Source organism: Enterobacter sp. 6722112 (assembly GCF_058661685.1).
The window spans coordinates 3,506,048-3,525,950 of record NZ_JBZWGR010000007.1 but is presented as its reverse complement, the minus strand read 5'-3'; the positions used below and the strand labels follow the sequence as shown (position 1 = coordinate 3,525,950).

Sequence of the window (19,903 nt, the reverse complement as noted above, 5' to 3'; positions counted from 1 at the left end):
CACCGTTCGGTGAGGGTGTTTGCGCTTATGAAAACCATGAAAATTGCCGTCAGCCGTGAGCTGGTATCCAAAGTTTCTACGCATCGCGAAAAAGTTATGCTGGATAACACTGATTTCACCGATGTGGCGGCAGTCGTCATTACGGTTGTTGAAAGCTACAGCGGCATTCTCGCATTGCTGAAGCGTACGGGCTTTCAGCTACCGGTATTTATGTTCTCAACAGAGCCAGGAGAGATGCCAGAGGGTGTCACGGCGATCATCTCAGGTAAAGCACAGGAATTGCTGGAACTGGAATCTGCCGCCTGCCGGTATGAAGAGAACCTGCTGCCACCCTTTTTTGACACCCTGAGCCAGTATGTGGCGATGGGAAACAGCACCTTTGCCTGTCCGGGTCACCAGCACGGTGCCTTTTTCAAAAAACACCCGGCGGGGCGGCAGTTCTATGATTTCTTCGGTGAGAACGTTTTTCGCGCCGACATGTGCAACGCTGACGTTAAGCTGGGCGATCTGCTGATCCACGAAGGCTCCGCCAAGCACGCGCAAAAGTTCGCGGCGAAAGTGTTCAACGCGGATAAAACCTACTTCGTGCTGAACGGCACGTCGGCGGCCAATAAAGTGGTGACCAACGCGCTGCTGACACGTGGCGATCTGGTGCTGTTCGATCGTAACAACCACAAGTCCAACCATCATGGGGCGCTGATCCAGGCCGGGGCAACGCCTGTCTATCTTGAGGCAGCCCGTAATCCGTTTGGTTTTATCGGCGGGATTGATGAGCACTGCTTTGATGAGGCCTGGTTGCGGGAACTGATCCGTGACGTCGCGCCGCAGAAAGCCGCCGAGGCGCGCCCGTTCCGTCTGGCGATCATTCAGCTCGGCACCTACGATGGCACGATCTACAACGCCCGTCAGGTGATCGACAAGATCGGTCACCTTTGCGACTACATCCTCTTTGACTCCGCCTGGGTCGGCTACGAGCAATTTATCCCGATGATGGCGGAAACGTCTCCGCTTCTGCTGGAACTGAACGAGAACGATCCGGGAATTTTCGTGACCCAGTCGGTCCACAAGCAGCAGGCCGGGTTCTCGCAAACGTCGCAGATCCATAAAAAGGATAACCATATTCGCGGTCAGTCGCGCTTCTGCCCGCACAAGCGGTTGAACAATGCGTTCATGCTGCATGCCTCCACCAGCCCGTTTTACCCGCTGTTTGCTGCGCTGGACGTGAACGCCAAGATCCACGAGGGCGAGAGCGGACGCAGGCTGTGGGCGGAGTGCGTCGAGCTGGGCATTGAAGCACGCAAGGCCATCATCGCCAACTGCAATATGATCAAACCGTTTATCCCGCCGGTGGTGGCGGGGCGGCCATGGCAGGATCACCCCACGCTGGCTATCGCCAGCGAGCGTCGCTTCTTTAGTTTTGAACCGGGTGCAAAATGGCACGGTTTTGAAGGCTATGCCCGCGAGCAGTATTTCGTCGATCCGTGCAAGCTGCTGCTGACCACGCCGGGCATTGATGCTGAAACAGGGCACTATACCGATTTCGGTATTCCGGCGACCATTCTCGCCCACTACCTGCGCGAGAACGGCATTGTGCCGGAGAAGTGCGATCTCAACTCCATCCTGTTCCTGCTGACGCCAGCCGAGAGCGCGGAGAAGCTAATGCAGCTCGTGGCAATGCTGGGGCAGTTTGAACAGCATATTGAAGACGACACACCGCTCGCGGATGTGCTTCCGACCATCTGTCAGAAATACCCGGTGCGTTACCGCGACTACACGATCCGTCAGCTGTGCCAGGAGATGCACGACCTCTACGTCAGCTTTAACGTGAAGGATTTACAGAAGGCGATGTTCCGTGAGGAGAGCCTGCCTGCCGTGGTGATGAACCCGCAGGATGCCAACCAGGAGTATATTCGCGGGAACGTCGAACTGGTGCGTATTCGTGACGCCGAAGGACGCATTGCCGCCGAAGGTGCGCTGCCATACCCGCCGGGCGTGCTGTGTGTGGTGCCCGGGGAAGTCTGGGGTGGAGCAGTACAGCGCTATTTCCTGGCGCTGGAAGAGGGCATTAATATGCTGCCGGGTTTCTCGCCAGAGTTGCAGGGCGTTTACAGCGAGAAAGATGCGGACGGGATTAAGCGGCTGTATGGATACGTATTGAATGTCTGAACGTAGGCCGGGTAAGCGTTAGCGCCACCCGGCGAGTGCCCGGCGGCGCAAGCTTACCGGGCCTACAATACTGCGTCAGGCTTCTGCGCGGCGGTACATCCTTCTCGGATGCCCAATCTTCCCGTACAGCATCTCCACCGTCAGAAAACCCACCTCCACGCAGTGTTCCAGATAGCGCCGGGTGGTGGTTTTACTCAGGCCCGTCTCGCTCACCACCTCATCCACCGTAAAACAGTGCGCCGCCTTGTTGTTAAACAGCATTTGCACCCGCGCCAGCGTGTTCTCCTCTATCCCTTTGCTGCCGTTGTCCAGGCGATAGTTTTTCGCCTGCAATTGATAGAGTGAATCTACGTTCTGCTGGTCGACGATCTTCCAGACGCGCTGCTGTTCGGCAAACTGCACAAAACGTTCCAGCGACTGGCTCAGGCGCTTCCAGGAAACCGGCTTGAGGATGTAGTCGAACGCGCCGTTACGAATTGCCTGGCTACAGGTGTCCATATCGCTGGCGGCGGTGATGAAAATCACCGAGCAGTTGGCGCGGGTGAGCATCGGGTTGCTGATAAGGGTGATGCCTTTGCCGTCCGGCAGGTAGTTATCCAGCAGCATCAGCTTCGGCTGTTTGCTCTCCAGTTGTACCTGCGCGTCGGCCAGCGACGCGGCAATCCCCACCAGCCTCAGACGCGGATGTTTACCGATAAGCTCCGCGTGCAGTTGCGCCAGTTCGTTCTCGTCTTCAACAATCAGTACGTCGATAAGTTCATGTTGCATAGTCGGTATCTTCCAGTTCCTGTACGGGGTGCCGGGCCGTTCCCGTGGCGGGAATAAACAGTGAGAAAATGGCACCGCGTGGGGTGTTATCGGCAACTTCAATTGCACCGCCAGCCTGTGTGACATAGCTTTCAATCAGATACAGGCCAATACCATGATCGCCGCGCGTTTTGGTGGTGATGCCGCGCTCAAAGATCCGGTCGCGGATCTCCGGTGTGATGCCGACGCCCTGGTCGGCGACTTCAATAATCAGTTCCTGCTCGTTCAGCTTTATCAGCACGTCCACCGGGGCATGCGGGAGCGGTGCACGCTGGGTCGCTTCAATGGCGTTATCCAGCAAGTTCCCGATGATCGAGATAAGTTCCGATTCGAGCAGCGGCAGGAACGGTTTATCCACCCGGCAGGCCGGGTCGAAACTCAGCTCAACGCCTTTTTCACGCGCGCGGGCGGCCTTTCCAAGCAGCAAACCACACAGCGTCGGAGAGCTAAAGCGGGACGAGATAAAGTCCAGCAGCTCCTGAGCGTGTTCCGACTGCGCCTGTATGTAGCGAATCGCTTCGTCATAACGGCCCATATGCAGCAGGCCGGACAGCGTAGTCATGCGGTTCAGCTGTTCATGGCGCATGATGCGCAGGTTATCAACGTAGCGCTTCACCTGGCTGAGCTGGGCGCTGAGCGAGTCGATCTCGTTGCGATCGCGAAAGGTGATCACCCAGCCCTGCAACGCATCTTCCAGCATGATCCGCACCCGGCTGGCAATAACTGTGAGATCGTTAAAGCGACAGATCTCATCGTGGGTGTCTTTCGCAAGCATGGTTTGCGCGTTGAAGAACGGGACGGGCGCGATCACCTGGCTGATGAGTTGACCTCGCAGTTCGCGGGCGGGCTGGCGTAAGCCTAATAATTTACGCGCCGCCTGGTTGATCACCTCAATGCGGAGATCGTCGTCGATGGCAATCACCCCTTCATAAATGGATTCCATCATCGCCTTTTGCTGGCGCACCAGCAGGCCGATTTCGCGCGGCTCCAGAGAGAATATCTGCTTCTTGATGCTGCGGGTGAAGAACCAGGAGAAAATAAACAGGGCGATAAGCAGCAGCACGGCGGCAATCAGGATATTAACCACCTTGCTGACGGTGATGGTGTCTAGATAGCTCGTGAGATAGCCTACCGAAACAATCCCCACCACCTGCCCGGCATCATTAAAAATGGGCGCTTTGCTGCGCAGCGAAATGCCTAACCCGCCCTTGCGGATGGTGATGGTGCTTTTGCCGTGTAATACCTCGTCGTTATCTCCGCCAACCAGCGTTTTGCCTACCCGGTCGGCAAACACGGAGTGGAAAAGATGCAGCCCCTTATTGTCACCAATCACAATAAAACTGGCGTCGCTGCGGGCGGCTATTTTCTGCATAAAGTCATGGATACCCAGGATATCCTTTTGTTCGACTTCTTTTCGCAGGGTAGGAATAAGCGCAATTTCTTCGGCCTGTATTTTTGCGCGCGCGCTCATTTCCTGATAAAGCTGCCTGCCGACATCGACATAATAATATCCGCCCAGTAATGCGAACAGCACTGAGAAAAAGGCGACCAGCGAAATAAACAGCTTGATCTGAAACGATACTTTCATAACTATCACGCGAGATATCAACAGGTCGGCTGAATATACCCAATAAACCTCAAGATGCAGGTTTGAGCACCTGAAAATGATCGTTAATTCGGGACGTCAGAAAACCCGCTATCCCCGGTAACGTATGGCTGAAAAATTCAGATATTGCATCCCTGAACTCCCTGCTGTTGCTGAAGTAGCGGTTATTCCGGGCATGTTCGTTCATTAACTTCCACATTCGTTCTATCGGATTCAGGTTCGGGCTGTACGGCGGGAGGTAATGAAGTTTTATATTTACCACCTCCGCCCAGTCTTTCACTAACTGTGAACGGTGATAACCAGCACCATCCAGAATAACATGAACTTTCTGCTGATAATCTGGATAAATTTTACGTATCTCATTGAAAAAACGAGATACGTTGTATTCATTAACCGTTTTATATTCGCAGATTAGCGGATGTTCCGGGGCCTTCAGATTCAGCGCCCCCATGATATTCAGCCGTGTACGACTACCTGTTGTTTTTACCGCTTTTCTCTGGCCTTTACGTATCCAGCCATAACCTATTTTGGTGGCCTGAGTCGGATGGACAGCATCAATAAAAAGAACCGGTTCATCACCTGCGGTGGCTTTGAGTTCCTCATAATATTCAATGAATTGCTTTTGTTTCTCTTCACTGAATTTATGCGGGACGCCTGACGGTTTTTTATAGGTGAAGCCGTTCCGGTGCAGCCACTTATTCATTCCCGGAATGCTGAAAACGATGTTCCATGTCCGCGCGACAAACGCGACAATATCACGGGTATGGTAAAATAAATTGTCGGATAAGTGGCTGATTAAAAAAGCCGTTTGTTCAGCGCTGAGTTTGCTGTCTGAGCCGCCATTTTCGGGCTTCAGCTTGCCTTTGTTCAGAAACTCGCTGATATGGTGGTCAACAGTAGTCTGATGCAGGCGTAAAGCCTGAGCGATCATGGCCGAACTCCAGCCCTCGGAGGCCAGAAGAATGGCTTTAATGCGATCGCAAACGCGCTTATCACGACTGGAGTCATGAAGACGCTCAAGTTCAGCTTTTTGTTGGTCAGTGATAAAGATTTTCATGGGGACAGCATGATCTCCTGTTGCTGAAAAATCAAGCGTCTTCAATGATCACGGGTATATATCATCTTTTAAAGCCAGGATGCCCGCTTTGCCGAAAACTTGTGATCCCTTGCACAGCGCAGCCTGTAAAAGATTTTTCCGAAAGTCTCATCCTCTTAAGGTTAAATGAATAAATGTTATTTCTTTGTTCAGTTAAGAAAAGAAACCATAAAAACCACGGCAATAAATAAGGCGTAAGTCACATTAAATAAAAGAAACCATTAAAACCATAGCGTCCATTAAAACTTCGCTTTTAATATGCCATCCCTCACATAAAGTAAGCCTTTGTGACTCTAAGCTGAACGCACAAAATAACTAAGGGGCTTATTATGAGCACAACTGACGATTCATTCTCTGTTACCCACGACCCGATTGATATTCTGCGGCCATCGCTCAAAGAGCGCTGGTGGCATATTATGGATACCTGGAAAATCGGCATTATTCCTCTGCCGCTGTTCGTTCTGGCGGGCGCGCTGATTGCGATTGATTGCCTGGGCGGAAAACTGCCGAGCGACATTGTGGTCATGGTGGCCACGCTGGCCTTCTTCGGCTTTGCCTGCGGTGAGTTCGGCAAACGCCTGCCGATTGTCGGCAAGCTCGGTGCGGCGGCAATTTGCGCCACCTTTATCCCTTCCGCGCTGGTCTATTACGGCCTGCTGCCGGACGTGGTGGTTGAGTCCACGACCAAATTCTATAAATCCACCAATATTCTCTACCTCTATATCTGCTGCATTATCGTCGGCAGCATCATGAGTATGAACCGCACCGTGCTGATCCAGGGCTTCCTGCGCATCTTCTTCCCGATGCTGTGCGGTGAAATCGTCGGCATGATTGTCGGCATGGGTGTTGGGCTGGCGCTGGGCCTCGAGCCGTTCCAGATCTTCTTCTTTATCATTCTGCCGATCATGGCGGGCGGCGTCGGGGAAGGGGCGATCCCGCTCTCTATCGGCTATGCCACCCTGCTGCATATGGATCAGGGCGTGGCGCTCGGCCGCGTGCTGCCGATGGTGATGCTCGGCGGCCTGACGGCGATCATTATCTCCGGCTGCCTCAACCAGCTCGGTAAACGCTACCCGCACCTGACCGGTGAAGGCCAGCTGATGCCGAATCGCGCCAACGCTGATGCCACTGTTTCCCAACCTGCGTTCTCCGGCAAAGCGGACGTGACGACCATCGCCTCGGGCGCGCTGCTGGCGGTGCTGCTGTACATGCTGGGCATGCTCGGTCACAAGCTGATTGGTCTGCCAGCGCCGGTGGGCATGTTGTTTATGGCGGTGCTGGTGAAGCTCTGCAACGGCGCCTCTCCGCGTCTGCTGGAGGGTTCCCAGGTGGTGTACAAATTCTTCCAGACCTCCGTGACCTACCCAATCCTCTTCGCTGTCGGCGTGGCGATTACCCCATGGCATGAACTGGTGGCGGCGTTCACCGTCAGCAACCTGCTGGTGATTGTCAGCACCGTTTCCGCGCTGGTGGCGACCGGATTCTTCGTTGGCAAAAAGATTGGTATGCACCCGATTGATGTCGCCATCGTCTCCTGCTGTCAGAGCGGGCAGGGTGGCACCGGTGACGTGGCGATCCTGACCGCAGGCAACCGCATGAGCCTGATGCCATTCGCCCAGATTGCTACCCGTATCGGCGGCGCGATTAACGTCTCTGTCTCACTGCTGATTCTGGGCAACTTCCTCGTTTAAGTTTTCAGGAAAGAACAATGAAACTCGCAAGCTTTTTATACCAGGGAAAACGCAGCTACGGCATCGTACAGGCCGAAGGCGTGATTGATTTGGGCCGCCGCCTGGGCGACCGCTATGGCGACCTTAAAGCGCTGTTGCAGGGGAACGGGCTGGCGCAGGCCACCCGTTTTCTGAACGACGCGGTGGATGTACCGCTGAACGCCATCACCTTCTTACCGGTGATTGTCCAGCCGGAAAAAATCCTCTGCGTGGGCATGAACTATGCCGACAAGCGCAAGGAGTTTGACCAGCACAACCCGGCCCCGACGCTGTTTGTCCGCTTCCCGGATTCACAGACCGGCCACAACGAGCCGGTGCTGAAGCCGCGCCACTCCAGCGAGTTCGACTACGAAGGCGAGCTGGCGGTGATCATCGGCAAAGGCGGGGAGAACATCAGCCGCGACGACGCCCTGCGCCACGTGGCGGGCTACAGCTGTTACATGGACGGCTCCGCCCGCGACTGGCAGCACACCTGGTTCACCGCCGGGAAAAACTGGCGCCAGACCGGGGCGTTCGGCCCGTGGATGGCGACGGCGGATGAGATCCCGGACCCGCACAGCCTGGCGATCCGCACCTGGCTGAACGGCCGCATGGTGCAGGAGGACAACACCAGCAGCATGATCCACAAGGTGGCGGAGCTGATCGAGTACATCAGCACCTTCACCCGTCTCAGCCCGGGCGACGTGATCATCACCGGCTCGCCTGGTGGCGTGGGTAAAAAGCGCAACCCGCCGCTGTTTATGAAGGAGGGGGATCGCATTGAGGTGGAGATCGAGCATATCGGTCATCTGAGCAACGTGATCGTGGAAGCGCCAGCCGTCGGGCTCGCGGCAGCGCACTGAGTAAGGCGGCAGCATGCAATCGCAACCCATTGATTTTCGGCACACCGTTGTGGCGAAACACCCGGAACGCTTAAGCCAAATCCGCTACCTGCTGGCAGACAGCGGCCTTGGCCTGGACAACGACATCACGCTGTTTGTCGAAGCCTGGTCCGGCGCGCAGCTGGTGGGTTGCGCCGGGCTGGCTGCCAACGTCATCAAATGCGTGGCGGTCAACGAGCAGCTTCGTGGGGAAAACCTCAGCGCGCGTCTGCTGGCAGAGGTGGAAAACGCGGCGCTGGAGCGCGGCCATTTTCACCTCTTCCTCTGCACCCGTCCGTGCAATAAGGAGCGCTTTGGCCGCAGCGGTTTCTGGCCGATTGCCCAGAGCGGGAACAACGCGGTGCTAATGGAGAACACTCCGCAGGGGATCGCGCGCTACTGCCGATCCCTGCGCGCTAAGCGCAGGTGTGGGGAAAAAACGGGCGCGATCGTGATGAACGCCAATCCCTTCACCCTCGGCCATCGTCATCTGGTGGAGCAGGCAGCGGCGCAGTGCGATGCCCTGCATCTGTTTGTGGTGCGTGAAGACGCCTCGTTCTTCCCGTTCAGCGCGCGCCTTGAGATGGTGCGTGCGGGCGTGGCGCATCTGCCGAACGTGGTGGTGCATGAAGGCTCGCAGTACATCATCTCCCGCGCCACGTTTCCGGCCTACTTCCTGAAGGAGACCGGCAAAGTGCAGCAGGCGTGGAGCGAGATCGACGTGCTGATCTTCCGGGACTATATCGCCCCGGCGCTGGGCATCACGCACCGCTTCATCGGCTCGGAGCCGTTCTGCGACATCACCCGGCAGTACAACCAGACGCTGCACGACCTGCTGGCCTCGCACATCGACGTGGTGGAGATGCCGCGCATCAAGGCCACCGGCAACGCCATTTCGGCCTCGGAAGTGCGCCGTTTACTCAAGACACAGCAGTTTTCCCGGATCCGGGAGATTGTCCCGGACTCCACCTTCGCGCACCTCGAAGCACATTATCGTGCGAGTGCGGAAGTCGCATAACTATCAGGAATTTATCATGAATATTGTAAGGGAGGCGCTGGCCGGAACGCAGGAGTCCAGCGACCTGATGGTGAAAATCGCCCCCGCTCACGGTGAGCTGGAGATTGTCATCCACAGTGAAGTGATTAAGCAGTTTGGCGAGCAGATACGCCAGGTGGTCAACGACACATTGCGCGCCATGAACGTGCACCAGGGATTAATCATTATTGAAGACAAAGGGGCGCTGGACTGTGTGATCCGCGCTCGCCTGCAAAGCGCGCTTCTGCGTGCCGCCGATGAACAGGCCATCAACTGGGGGGCGCTGAAATGAGCAAACTCCGCCGCAGTATGCTGTTCCTGCCAGGCGCCAATGCCGCCATGCTCTCTACCGCCTTTATCTACCGCCCCGACTCCATCATGTTTGACCTTGAGGACGCCGTGGCCCTGCGCGAGAAAGACACCGCACGCATGCTGGTGTTCCACGCGTTGCAGCACCCAATGTATCAGGATATCGAAACCGTGGTGCGCATTAACCCGCTGAGCACGCCGTTTGGCCTGCTGGATCTGGAGGCCGCCGTGCGCGCGGGCGTGGACGTGATTCGCCTGCCGAAAACCGACACCCCGGATGATATTTACGAGCTGGAAGGCCACCTCGAGCGTATCGAGCAGGAGTGCGGGCGCGAAGTGGGTTCCACCCGCGTGATGGCGGCGATTGAATCGGCCATTGGCGTTATCAACGCCGTGGCGATTGCCCGCAGCTCCCCGCGCCTGATCGGCATCGCGCTGGCCGCCTTTGACTACGTGATGGACATGCAGACCGAGCGCGGCGACGGCACCGAGCTGTTCTATGCCCGCTGCGCCGTGCTGCACGCCGCACGCGCCGCCGGTATCGACGCCTTCGACGTGGTGTGGTCCGACGTTAACGACGAAGCCGGGTTCCTGCGCGAGGTCGACCTGATCCGCAAGATGGGCTTCAACGGCAAATCGCTGATTAACCCGCGCCAGATAGACCTGCTGCACAACGCCTACGCCCCGACTCAGGAAGAGGTGGATCACGCCAAAAGGGTGATTGAGGCGGCAGAAGAGGGCGAGCGTAACGGCCTGGGCGTGGTGTCGCTCAACGGCAAAATGGTGGATGCACCGATTATTAACCACGCGCAGGTGGTACTGGAGCGCGCGGCGGCCTCTGGCGTGCGTCGGTAAGGATGACATAATGAATCAGACAGAACTTCTCCATGTAAATTTCCCCCATCTGCGGGATCTGAAACCCTTTGATACCGCCCACAGCGCGACGCCGTGGCTGGCGGACAGCGAGGCGAAGCACAGCCGCAAGCTCTGCGCCTCAATTGAAGAGGCGGTTAAGCGCAGCGGCTTGCAGGACGGGATGACCATCTCCTTCCACCATGCCTTTCGCGAAGGCGACCGGGTGATCAACACCGTCGTGGCGCTGCTGGCGCGGATGGGCTTCAAAAATCTGACCCTGGCTTCCAGCTCGCTGATGACCTGCAATGACGCGCTGATCGAGCATATCGAGAGTGGCGTCATCACCCGGATTTACACCTCCGGCATGCGCGGCAGGCTGGCGGATGCCATCTCCCACGGGCTGATGGACGAGCCGGTGCAAATTCACTCCCACGGCGGGCGCGTGAAGCTGCTCCAGGACGGCGAGCTGAATATCGACGTGGCGTTTCTCGGCGTGCCGTGCAGCGATGAGTTTGGCAACGCCAACGGGACGCACGGAAAATCGTGCTGCGGTTCGCTGGGCTACGCCATGGTGGATGCGCACTTTGCCCGTAAGGTGGTGCTGCTGACCGAAGCGCTGGTGCCATTCCCCAATATGCCCGCCAGCCTGGTGCAGGATCAGGTGGACTACATCGTGCAGGTGGAGAGCGTGGGCGACCCGGCGAAAATCAGCGTCGGCGCGGCGCGCGTCACCAGCAACCCGCGCGAGCTGATGATCGCCCGCTATGCGGCGGACGTGATTGAACACTCTGGCTATTTCAAACCAGGCTTCTCGATGCAGACCGGCTCCGGCGCAGCGGCCACCGCCTGCACCCGTTTTATGGAAGAGAAGATGGAGCGCGGCGGCGTGAAGGCGCGCTTCGCCCTTGGCGGCATCACCGGCAGCCTGGTGGATCTGCACGAGAAGGGGCTCATCGAAAAGCTGCTCGACACCCAGTGCTTTGACGGCCAGGCAGCGGCCTCGCTGGCGCGCAACCCGAACCACGTGGAGATCTCCACCAACGTCTACGCCAACCCCGGCAGCAAGGCGGCAAGCTGCGACCAGCTCGACGTGGTGATCCTCAGCGCCCTGGAAATCGACGTCGACTTTAACGTCAATGTCATCACCGGCTCCGATGGCGTGATGCGTGGCGCATCCGGCGGACACTGCGACGTGGCGGCGGCAGCCAACCTGACCATTGTGGTCGCGCCGCTGCTGCGAAGCCGCATCCCGACCGTCGTGAAGCGCGTTACCACCCGCCTCACGCCGGGGGAGAGCATTGACGTGCTGGTCACCGACCACGGTATTGCGGTCAACCCGGCGCGCCCGGAGATCCGCGAACGACTTATGGAAGCAGGGCTGAAGGTTGTAGATATCAACGCGCTGTATGAGCGAGCGATTTCGTTGACAGGCGTACCGAAACCGATTGAGTTCACCGACAAAATCGTCGGGGTGATCCGCTACCGCGACGGCAGCGTGATCGACACCGTTCGACAGGTAAAGGAGGAAGTGTGACTATTGCGACACCCGTGCGGACGGGTGTCAGCCTGGACGAACTGCTGGCGGCGAAAGAGCGCCGCGCAGCGCGCCAGGCTGACATGCTTGCGCACTATCAACAACCGGTGATCTCCCTCACGCTGGTTACGCCCGGGGAAATCAAAGACAGCCTTCGCTATCGCAACACCATGGGCGTGGCGCTGCAAATGTGCGACCAGCTGCTGTGGGAAAACCGCTGGCAGGTGCTGGACCGTAAGGTGCTGTGGCTACCCACCGGACCTGAAGCCTTGTGGTGCATCGCGCATCCGGCGGCGGAAATTAAGGCGCACTGTGCAGAACTGGAGCAGACGCACCCGCTCGGCAGGCTGTGGGATCTGGATGTGATCTGCCCTGAAAACGGCCACGTCGGGCGTCAGTCGCTGGGGGCGAATCTCAGACGCTGCCTGATCTGTGACGAGCCCGCCCACGCCTGTTCCCGTTCGCGCAATCACCCCGCTGAGCAGGTGGTTTCCCGCGTGGAGAAGATGATCGATGACTGGTTTGCTCGCGACTGAACCGCGCCCGGTTGATCTCCCTGTGCTTGCCGCAGAGGCGCTGTGGCAGGAGCTGGAGCTGACGCCAAAACCGGGGCTGGTGGACAGGCTCAATAACGGCTCCCATCGCGATATGGACCATGCCTTGTTTGTCCGCAGCATTATGGCGATTACGCCGTGGTTTGCCCGGTTTGCGGAACTGGGTGAAGCACATGCGGCCAAACCTGCCGATCGGCAGTTGCGGATTCTTCGCCCAATGGGAATGGCCTGCGAGCAGGCAATGTACGCCGCCACGGGCGGGGTAAATACCCACAAGGGCGGGATTTTTGCCCTCGGTTTGCTCTGCTTCGCCGCCGGGCGTGTGAAAAATATCTCTGCGGATAGCCTCTGTTGTGAGGTAAGTAACATCTGTCATGGGCTGGTGGCGAGGGAGCTGGCCGGGCGCAGTGGGCAGGCAACGGCGGGGGAGCGGCAGTTTCAGCTGTACGGTTTAACCGGCGCGCGTGGCGAGGCAGAAAGCGGCTTTGCCACGGTGCGTAAGGCTTTGGATGCGTGGAACGGTCAGTCGCTTCACGGCCTGCTGTTGCGCCTGATTGCGGTAAATCAGGACAGCAATCTCGTTTCGCGCGGCGGCATTGAGGGGCTGCGCTACGTTCAGGGCTACGCGCGGGAATTACTGGCTAACGGCTGGGACTGCGAGGCGTTGCTGAAGATGGATAAGGCATTGATTGAACGCAATCTGAGCCCGGGCGGCAGCGCGGATTTGCTGTCGGTGGGGTGGGTGCTTTCTGGAATAAAATAGCCGGGTGGCGGCTACGCCTTACCCGGCCTACGGTCTGGTTTTGTAGGCCCGGTAAGCGCAGCGCCACCGGGCACAACAATCAATGCGCGATCGGCTGCGCAGCGTGCGGCTCGCGCACGTGCTTGTACTTGAACAGCGCAATGAACGCGAAGAACAGCACCAGCGAGTACCCGGCGAAGATCAGCCACACTGGCTGCCAGTTGGTGATGCCGTTAGTGGTATACATCTCAACCACTTTGCCGCTTACCACGCCGCCCAGAATACAGCCGAAGCCGTTGGTCATCATCAGGAACATGCCCTGCGCACTGGCGCGGATTTCAGGCTTCACCTCTTTTTCCACAAACACCGAGCCGGAGATGTTGAAGAAGTCGAAGGCACAGCCGTAAACAATCATCGACAGAACCAGCAGCACGGTGCCGAACGCGCTCGGGTCGCCATAGGCGAACAGACCGAAGCGCAACATCCAGGCGGCGATACTGATCAGCATGACGTTCTTGATACCGTAGCGGCTCAGGAAGAACGGGATGGTCAGGATGAACAGCGTCTCGGAGATCTGCGAGATGGACATCATCACCGACGCGTGTTCGACGATAAAGCTCCCGGCAAACAGCGGATCGTTATCGAAGCTGTGCAGGAAGGTATTACCGAACATGTTGGTGATTTGCAGTTCCGCGCCCAGCAGCATGGAGAAGATAAAGAAGATCGCCATGCGCTTGTTTTTAAACAGTGCGAAGGCGTCCAGGCCAAGCATGGTGCTCCAGCTCTGGTTTTTCTGCTGATTAGATACCGGAATGGTGGGCAGTGTCAGGGTGAACAGCGCCAGCAGTACGGAGAGCGCCGCGCCGATGTAGAGCTGCATATGGCTCAGCTCGAAGCCCGCGAAGCTCACGCCCCACATCGCCATGATAAAGCCGATGGTGCCCCAGATACGGATTGGCGGGAAGTCGGTGACGATATCCAGACCGGCAGATTTCAGGCGATAGTAGGAGATGGTGTTGATCAGGCCAAGCGTTGGCATATAGGCCAGCGAGTTAAGCAGGATCACCATGAACATCGCCCCCGGCGTGGTCACTTCGGCCGCCATAAACAGCGTCCCCGCACCCACCAGGTGGCAAAGCATATACAGCCATTTCGCGCTTAGCCATTTATCCGCCACGATACCGAGCAGCGTTGGCATGAAGACAGCCGCAATACCCAGCGAGCTGTAAACGGCACCGATCGACGCACCATCGAACTTGAGCGTCACAAACATATAGGAGCCGAGTGTAGTCAGCCAGCTACCCCACAGGCAGAACTGCAGAAACGACAAGATTTTAAGCTGCAGCTTAAGGTTCATGTTACTTTCCTCACAAGTGAGCGGGAGATATGTTGTTTTGGGAACATTCAGGGTTGTTATTTGATGCAATTCTATCAGTTGGCAACGATATGTTTTGTTACCTCCCGCAAAAAAATGCAATCCACATTAATTTGCAGTCTGGATTGTGATGCAAATAGCATTTTCGTATGGGTGGGATGAGATGGGTGCGGTCTGATGTCCCCTCACCCTAACCCTCTCCCAGAGGGAGAGGGAACTTGAATACCCTCTCCCTCTGGGAGAGGGCAGGGTGAGGGGTAGCTTTTTAGCGGCGACGGTAGTTCTTCTGCGCCGTATTCACCTTATACAGATAGCGGCGTGATTCCGCAGACGGGTGGCGGGTGGTGAGGGTTGAGTAGACATCCCCCGGCGCCATGCTGTTGATGATGTTCGCGGCCTGCACTTTGTCATTTGAGAAGACGCGCAGCACGCTGCCCGCCCCGCCGTTATAGGCGGTGATCACCGCATAGCGGCGTGAGGTTGGGTTATCAATCCCGCCCAGGTAGACATTGTTCAGCATCGCCAGGTAGGCCGTACCGGTATCAATGTTGCTTTGCGGATCGAACAGGTAGCTGCGGCTCGGCGTGCCGGATTTCCCCTGCGCGCGGAACACGTCTTTACCGGCGCTGTGCTGTACAACCTGCATCAGCCCCAGCGCGTCGGAACGGCTTACCGCGTAGGGGTTGAACGAGGACTCGGTCTGCATAATCGCCAGGATCAGCGACTCATCCACGCCATACTTACGCGACGCCTGACGCACCATGCCCAGATACTTATGCGCACGCTTGTCGAGGTGGTTCGGCACCAGGTTGATCGTGACGCTGTAGATTACTTTCAGGCCGTTAGTGCGGCTTTTCAGGCGCGTTTGCAGCAGGTAGTCGGCGAATTTCGTGGCGCGGCCTTCCCAGCGGATCGGCTGACCGGTCTGGTCAACGACCTGGCCATACAGGAATGGCTCTTTGGAGATGGTGATGTCATCGGCATCAGAGTAGAGGTCGATAGACCCCGGATCGTCGCCCATCAGCAGGGTTTTGATGATGGCCTGACGTAAATGCGCCGCAGGTTCAGTCCCCGCGATGGTTTCAACCGTAATCGTACCGTCATCGAAGTTGATGTGGCTACGGGTCTGATAGGCGTCGGTGTACTTAACGTAGTCCTTCGGTCCGGCAATAAGAACTTCGTTAAATCCCCATATGTTCTCGATGTTGTGGGCAAACTGCCCCATCAAAATGTCAAAACCGTTGGTGTCCTTGACCCAGGCTTCGTTGTATTCATCGCCTTTTTTGGAAGAACAAGACACAAGCAACGGCGCAACAAGGGCTAGCGCTAAAAGTTTTTTCATCATTCCGGGAGTGCGTGTTGTGTTTGCTTTGGGGTTGCTGTTGCCGGGTGGCGCTGCGCTTACCCGACCTACAAAACCGTAGGCCCGTGCAAGCGCAGCGCCGCCGGGCAGCAGCTGCGCGTTATTATTTTTCCGGTGGCGTATAGCCTTCGATGTGGACGTCTTTACCTTCGAACAGGAAGTTCACCATCTCCTGCTCCAGCAGTTTGCGGTGTTCCGGGTTCATCATGCTGAGCTTTTTCTCGTTGATCAGCATGGTCTGCTTCTTCTGCCACTGTCCCCAGGCTTCTTTGGAGATCTCGTTATAGATGCGCTTACCCAGATCGCCCGGGTAGAGCTGGAAATCCTGGCCTTCAGCGTCGCGCTGTAGGAAAGTACAAAAAATGGTTCTGGCCATACTCATTCCTCTTTGTCTTGCCGATGCTAAACCATTGCTCCGACACGTAATTGCTGTAACAGGCGCTCCACGGGAGCCGCCAGCCCGACTGATGGCGGTTGCGCTAAGTTATACCAGAGAGCGGTGCCTTCATCCATGCACGACGTGAATGAGGACACGGGAAGCCACATCGGCACAATATCCAGATGGAAATGGCTGAAGGTATGACGGAACGCGTTGAGTTGCGTCAGGGTATCGGCCGCAATGCCGCGCTGTTCAAGCCATGCCCGAAGCGAGATTTCATCCTCAAACTGTGGGAAGCAGTATAGACCACCCCACAGGCCACTCGGCGGGCGCTGAGCGAGAAAAACCTCGTCGCCATGCTGCATCAGCAGCATGTACCCGGTGCGTTCAGGCAGCGTCTGCTTCGGTTTTTTCCCCGGATACTGCGCCCAGGTGTGGTTCGCATACGCCACGCAGAGGTTGTTTACCGGGCAGAGTTCGCACTTCGGTTTTGAACGGGTGCAGACCATCGCGCCCAGATCCATCATCGCCTGGTTAAAACGCTCCACCCCTTTCGCCGGAGTGACCGTTTCACTGATCTCCCACAGGCGTTTCTCAACCTCTTTCTTGCCCGGCCAGCCATCTACGGCGTAGCAGCGTGCCAGCACCCGCTTGACGTTGCCGTCGAGAATAGGGAAATGCTTGCCTAATGAGAGGGAGAGAATGGCGCCTGCGGTGGAGCGCCCGACGCCGGGCAAATCCGCCACCTCGTCAAAGGTTTCCGGGAATTTACCGTTGTGGCGGGTGGCGACCTGCTGTGCGGCTTTGTGCAGGTTGCGCGCGCGGGCGTAATAGCCGAGGCCGGTCCACAGGTGCAGTACCTCGTCCAGCGGTGCGTTGGCCAGATCGGTGATAGTCGGGAAGCGCGCCATAAAACGCTCGAAGTAAGGAATGACCGTCGCGACCTGCGTTTGTTGCAACATCACCTCGGAGAGCCATACTTTGTAAGGCGTTTTTTCAATTTGCCAGGGCAGGGTTTTACGCCCGTATTTGTCGTACCAGTCCAGCACCTGGGCTGAAAATTGAGAGGCTTGCATGGTCATCGATTCGCTTAATCAGGGACGCAGATTGCAGCACAGCGTCAATCTGCTGTAAACCGGATCTTTCCCATGCTTGCATAGAAGCCTTAACTTTGGATAATGCCCGTTTCCCGAACATTCTCACAAGCAGACAACTCTTTTATGAAAAACGACGTCATTTCACCGGAATTTGATGAAAACGGTCGCCCGCTGCGCCGTATTCGCAGCTTTGTCCGCCGTCAGGGGCGCCTGACAAAAGGGCAGCAACACGCGCTGGACAACTACTGGCCGGTGATGGGCGTTGAGTTCAGCGAGCAACCGCTCGACTTCACCGACCTGTTTGGCCGCGACGCGCCAGTGACGCTGGAGATTGGTTTTGGCATGGGCACCTCGCTGGTGACCATGGCAAAAGCGCGCCCGGAGCAGAACTTCCTCGGTATCGAAGTACACTCGCCGGGCGTCGGTGCGTGCCTGGCAACGGCCCACGAAGAGGGCGTTGAGAACCTGCGCGTCATGTGTCACGACGCGGTGGAAGTGCTGCACAAAATGATTCCTGACAATTCTTTGAACATGGTTCAGCTCTTTTTCCCTGACCCATGGCACAAAGCGCGTCATAATAAACGCCGTATCGTTCAGGCGCCGTTTGCCGAGCTGGTGAAAAGTAAGCTCAAGTTGGGCGGCGTTTTCCACATGGCAACCGACTGGGAACCTTATGCGGAACATATGCTGGAAGTGATGTCGTCCCTGGACGGGTATAAAAATCAGTCTGAAAGCAACGACTACGTACCGCGTCCGGATTCACGTCCGGTGACAAAATTTGAACAGCGTGGCCATCGTCTTGGTCACGGCGTATGGGACTTAATGTTCGAGAGGGTGAAATAATGGCAAAGAATCGTAGCCGTCGTCTGCGTAAAAAGATGCACATCGAAGAATTCCAGGAAGTGGGTTTCTCCGTTGCCTGGCGCTTCCCGGAAGGCACCAGCGTTGAGCAGATCGATCAGGACGTTGATGCGTTCATCAACGAGGTGATCGAGCCAAACAAGCTGGCCTTCGACGGTAGCGGCTATCTGGCGTGGGAAGGTCTGATTTGCACCCAGGAAGTGGGGAAATGCACCGAAGAGCATCAGGCGCTGGTACGCAAATGGCTTGAAGACCACAAACTGGAAGATGTCCGCGTTAGCGAACTTTTCGACGTTTGGTGGGACTAATAAAGCAAGAACGGGCCAGCATTAGCTGGCCCATTTTGTCTGAGGGAGTGTTAAAGATGCGCAAAACGTTGCTGGCTGTTGCTTTACTGGCAATCGGAACCACCGCCCATGCGGAGTATAAATGTAGCGTCACCCCGCGTGATGACGTGGTGCTGAGTCCGCAAACCGTGCAGGTTAAGGGCGAGAATGGCAATCTGGTGATTACGCCGGATGGCAACGTGACCTTTAACGGCAAACCGCAAAACCTGACGGCCGCCCAGCGCGAGCAGGCGATGGACTACCAGGCCGAGTTGCGTACCGCGCTGCCCTGGATCAACGATGGCGCGCTGACCCGCGTTGAAAAGAGCCGCGTGGCGCTGGATAAAATCATCACCAAAGAGGTGGGGGAGAGCAGCAATATGCGCACCCGCCTGACGAAGCTGGATAAACAGCTGAAAGAGCAGATGAACCGTATTATCGAGACGCGCTCTGATGGCCTGACGTTCCACTATAAGGCGATCGATCAGGTGCGTGCCGACGGTCAGCAGCTGGTGAACCAGGCGATGGGCGGCATTCTCCAGGACAGCATCAACGAGATGGGCGCCAAAGCGGTGCTGAAGGGGGGCGGTAATCCGTTGCAGGGTGTACTGGGTAGCCTGGGCGGACTGCAAACCTCGATTCAGAACGAGTGGAAGAATCAGGAAGCCGATTTCCAGCAGTTCGGCAAAGACGTGTGTAAACGCGTGGTGTCGCTGGAAGACAGCCGGAAGGCGCTGGTGGGGACGCTGAAGTAACGCCTCTGCGCGCAGGACCCCTCACCCCGGCCCTCTCCCACAGGGAGAGGGAGTTAGAGTTCCCTCTCCATGTGGGAGAGGGTTAGGGTGAGGGCATCAGGCATTGCAGTCGTTGAAGAATGATATTTAACACTTCATCTTCGTTAACGCGAAATTCATTATTCCAGAACCGTACGACTTCCCATCCGTTCGTATTCAAAAACGCGGTACGACGTGAATCATAGTTCTCCTCATCCTGATGTTGCCCACCGTCCAGCTCAATAATCAGCTTCGCCTTAAAGCAGGCAAAATCCACGATATACGGCCCAACCGGCATCTGACGACGAAACTTATACCCGAAGAAACGACGACCTCTGAGCAAATACCAGAGGCGTACTTCTTCGGGTGTCATTTGTTTGCGGAGTTGTTTTGATTTTTCCATCCCCACACTCTGCCAGCCTTTCCCTCAGCCA

At 56.9% G+C, this 19,903-nt stretch carries 20 protein-coding genes; 12 read left to right on the top strand and 8 right to left on the bottom strand.

What is annotated here, in order from left to right; translation table 11 throughout:
* The first annotated feature begins 27 nt into the window (after window positions 1–27).
* Window positions 28–2,166: an ornithine decarboxylase gene (locus tag AC4OVU_RS18310; RefSeq protein WP_039272057.1), complete on the top strand. Its 2,139-nt coding sequence runs from the start codon at window positions 28–30 to the stop codon at window positions 2,164–2,166.
* Window positions 2,167–2,241: 75 nt separating this feature from the next.
* Here AC4OVU_RS18310 and AC4OVU_RS18305 read toward each other — a convergent pair whose 3' ends face one another.
* From AC4OVU_RS18305 to AC4OVU_RS18295, 3 genes are read right to left on the bottom strand one after another with little or no spacing between them, the layout of a single operon-like run.
* The gene (locus tag AC4OVU_RS18305) at window positions 2,242–2,934 is read right to left on the bottom strand and encodes a response regulator (protein ID WP_015571854.1); all 693 of its coding nucleotides are present in this window, start codon (window positions 2,932–2,934) and stop codon (window positions 2,242–2,244) included.
* Window positions 2,924–4,561 carry an ATP-binding protein gene (locus AC4OVU_RS18300; RefSeq protein WP_015571853.1) on the bottom strand — a complete coding sequence of 546 codons (1,638 nt, stop codon included), beginning with the start codon at window positions 4,559–4,561 and terminating at the stop codon, window positions 2,924–2,926. The genes AC4OVU_RS18305 and AC4OVU_RS18300 overlap by 11 nt, the downstream gene beginning before the upstream one ends.
* A gap of 49 nt (window positions 4,562–4,610) precedes the next feature.
* On the bottom strand, window positions 4,611–5,636 hold the full coding sequence (locus AC4OVU_RS18295) for an IS630 family transposase (RefSeq protein WP_040118421.1): 1,026 nt from the start codon (window positions 5,634–5,636) through the stop codon (window positions 4,611–4,613).
* A gap of 368 nt (window positions 5,637–6,004) precedes the next feature.
* Here AC4OVU_RS18295 and AC4OVU_RS18290 point away from each other — a divergent pair, with 368 nt between their 5' ends.
* The 8 genes from AC4OVU_RS18290 to citG are packed head-to-tail and all read left to right on the top strand — an operon-like array spanning window position 6,005 to window position 13,316.
* Window positions 6,005–7,366 (top strand): 2-hydroxycarboxylate transporter family protein, encoded by a 1,362-nt coding sequence (locus AC4OVU_RS18290; protein WP_110292357.1) that lies wholly within the window; start codon window positions 6,005–6,007, stop codon window positions 7,364–7,366.
* A 17-nt stretch (window positions 7,367–7,383) separates the two neighbouring features.
* Window positions 7,384–8,247: a fumarylacetoacetate hydrolase family protein gene (locus AC4OVU_RS18285; RefSeq protein WP_015571851.1), complete on the top strand. Its 864-nt coding sequence runs from the start codon at window positions 7,384–7,386 to the stop codon at window positions 8,245–8,247.
* Window positions 8,248–8,260: 13 nt separating this feature from the next.
* Window positions 8,261–9,283 (top strand): [citrate (pro-3S)-lyase] ligase, encoded by a 1,023-nt coding sequence (gene citC, locus AC4OVU_RS18280; protein ID WP_047716348.1) that lies wholly within the window; start codon window positions 8,261–8,263, stop codon window positions 9,281–9,283.
* Window positions 9,284–9,299: 16 nt separating this feature from the next.
* Window positions 9,300–9,593 carry a citrate lyase acyl carrier protein gene (citD, locus tag AC4OVU_RS18275; RefSeq protein ID WP_017382935.1) on the top strand — a complete coding sequence of 98 codons (294 nt, stop codon included), beginning with the start codon at window positions 9,300–9,302 and terminating at the stop codon, window positions 9,591–9,593.
* A complete protein-coding gene (gene citE / locus AC4OVU_RS18270; RefSeq protein WP_023306921.1) occupies window positions 9,590–10,465 on the top strand; it encodes a citrate (pro-3S)-lyase subunit beta in 876 nt (291 codons plus the stop codon). Before citD ends, citE begins: the two co-directional genes overlap by 4 nt.
* A gap of 10 nt (window positions 10,466–10,475) precedes the next feature.
* Window positions 10,476–11,999, top strand: coding sequence for a citrate lyase subunit alpha (gene citF / locus AC4OVU_RS18265; protein ID WP_023304410.1), 1,524 nt, complete (start codon window positions 10,476–10,478; stop codon window positions 11,997–11,999).
* Complete coding sequence (gene citX / locus AC4OVU_RS18260) at window positions 11,996–12,535, top strand: citrate lyase holo-[acyl-carrier protein] synthase (protein ID WP_022651835.1); 540 nt, start codon at window positions 11,996–11,998, stop codon at window positions 12,533–12,535. The genes citF and citX overlap by 4 nt, the downstream gene beginning before the upstream one ends.
* A complete protein-coding gene (citG, locus tag AC4OVU_RS18255) occupies window positions 12,513–13,316 on the top strand; it encodes a triphosphoribosyl-dephospho-CoA synthase CitG (protein WP_047716349.1) in 804 nt (267 codons plus the stop codon). The genes citX and citG overlap by 23 nt, the downstream gene beginning before the upstream one ends.
* Window positions 13,317–13,395: 79 nt before the next feature.
* On the opposite strand, the gene AC4OVU_RS18250 is transcribed toward citG, so the two are convergent.
* The 4 genes from AC4OVU_RS18250 to mutY form a co-directional block, all read right to left on the bottom strand.
* Window positions 13,396–14,652, bottom strand: coding sequence for a nucleoside permease (locus AC4OVU_RS18250; RefSeq protein ID WP_047716350.1), 1,257 nt, complete (start codon window positions 14,650–14,652; stop codon window positions 13,396–13,398).
* 283 nt (window positions 14,653–14,935) lie between these two features.
* Window positions 14,936–16,012 carry a membrane-bound lytic murein transglycosylase MltC gene (gene mltC / locus AC4OVU_RS18245; RefSeq protein ID WP_017382930.1) on the bottom strand — a complete coding sequence of 359 codons (1,077 nt, stop codon included), beginning with the start codon at window positions 16,010–16,012 and terminating at the stop codon, window positions 14,936–14,938.
* Window positions 16,013–16,136: 124 nt separating this feature from the next.
* Window positions 16,137–16,409: an oxidative damage protection protein gene (locus AC4OVU_RS18240; RefSeq protein WP_003862425.1), complete on the bottom strand. Its 273-nt coding sequence runs from the start codon at window positions 16,407–16,409 to the stop codon at window positions 16,137–16,139.
* Window positions 16,410–16,435: 26 nt separating this feature from the next.
* Window positions 16,436–17,488, bottom strand: a complete 1,053-nt coding sequence (mutY, locus tag AC4OVU_RS18235) for an A/G-specific adenine glycosylase (RefSeq protein WP_181419209.1) — start codon at window positions 17,486–17,488, stop codon at window positions 16,436–16,438.
* A gap of 144 nt (window positions 17,489–17,632) precedes the next feature.
* Here mutY and trmB point away from each other — a divergent pair, with 144 nt between their 5' ends.
* Genes trmB through AC4OVU_RS18220 form a run of 3 tightly spaced genes read left to right on the top strand, consistent with a single transcriptional unit; the run spans window position 17,633 to window position 19,451 of the window.
* Entirely contained in the window at window positions 17,633–18,352 is a 720-nt protein-coding gene (gene trmB / locus AC4OVU_RS18230; protein WP_015571843.1) for a tRNA (guanosine(46)-N7)-methyltransferase TrmB, read from the top strand.
* Window positions 18,352–18,678: a YggL family protein gene (locus AC4OVU_RS18225; protein ID WP_003862421.1), complete on the top strand. Its 327-nt coding sequence runs from the start codon at window positions 18,352–18,354 to the stop codon at window positions 18,676–18,678. Before trmB ends, AC4OVU_RS18225 begins: the two co-directional genes overlap by 1 nt.
* 56 nt (window positions 18,679–18,734) lie before the next feature.
* Window positions 18,735–19,451: a YggN family protein gene (locus AC4OVU_RS18220; protein ID WP_015571842.1), complete on the top strand. Its 717-nt coding sequence runs from the start codon at window positions 18,735–18,737 to the stop codon at window positions 19,449–19,451.
* 82 nt (window positions 19,452–19,533) lie between these two features.
* On the opposite strand, the gene AC4OVU_RS18215 is transcribed toward AC4OVU_RS18220, so the two are convergent.
* Window positions 19,534–19,872, bottom strand: coding sequence for an endonuclease domain-containing protein (locus AC4OVU_RS18215; RefSeq protein WP_047726774.1), 339 nt, complete (start codon window positions 19,870–19,872; stop codon window positions 19,534–19,536).
* Between the last annotated feature and the right edge of the window lie 31 nt (window positions 19,873–19,903).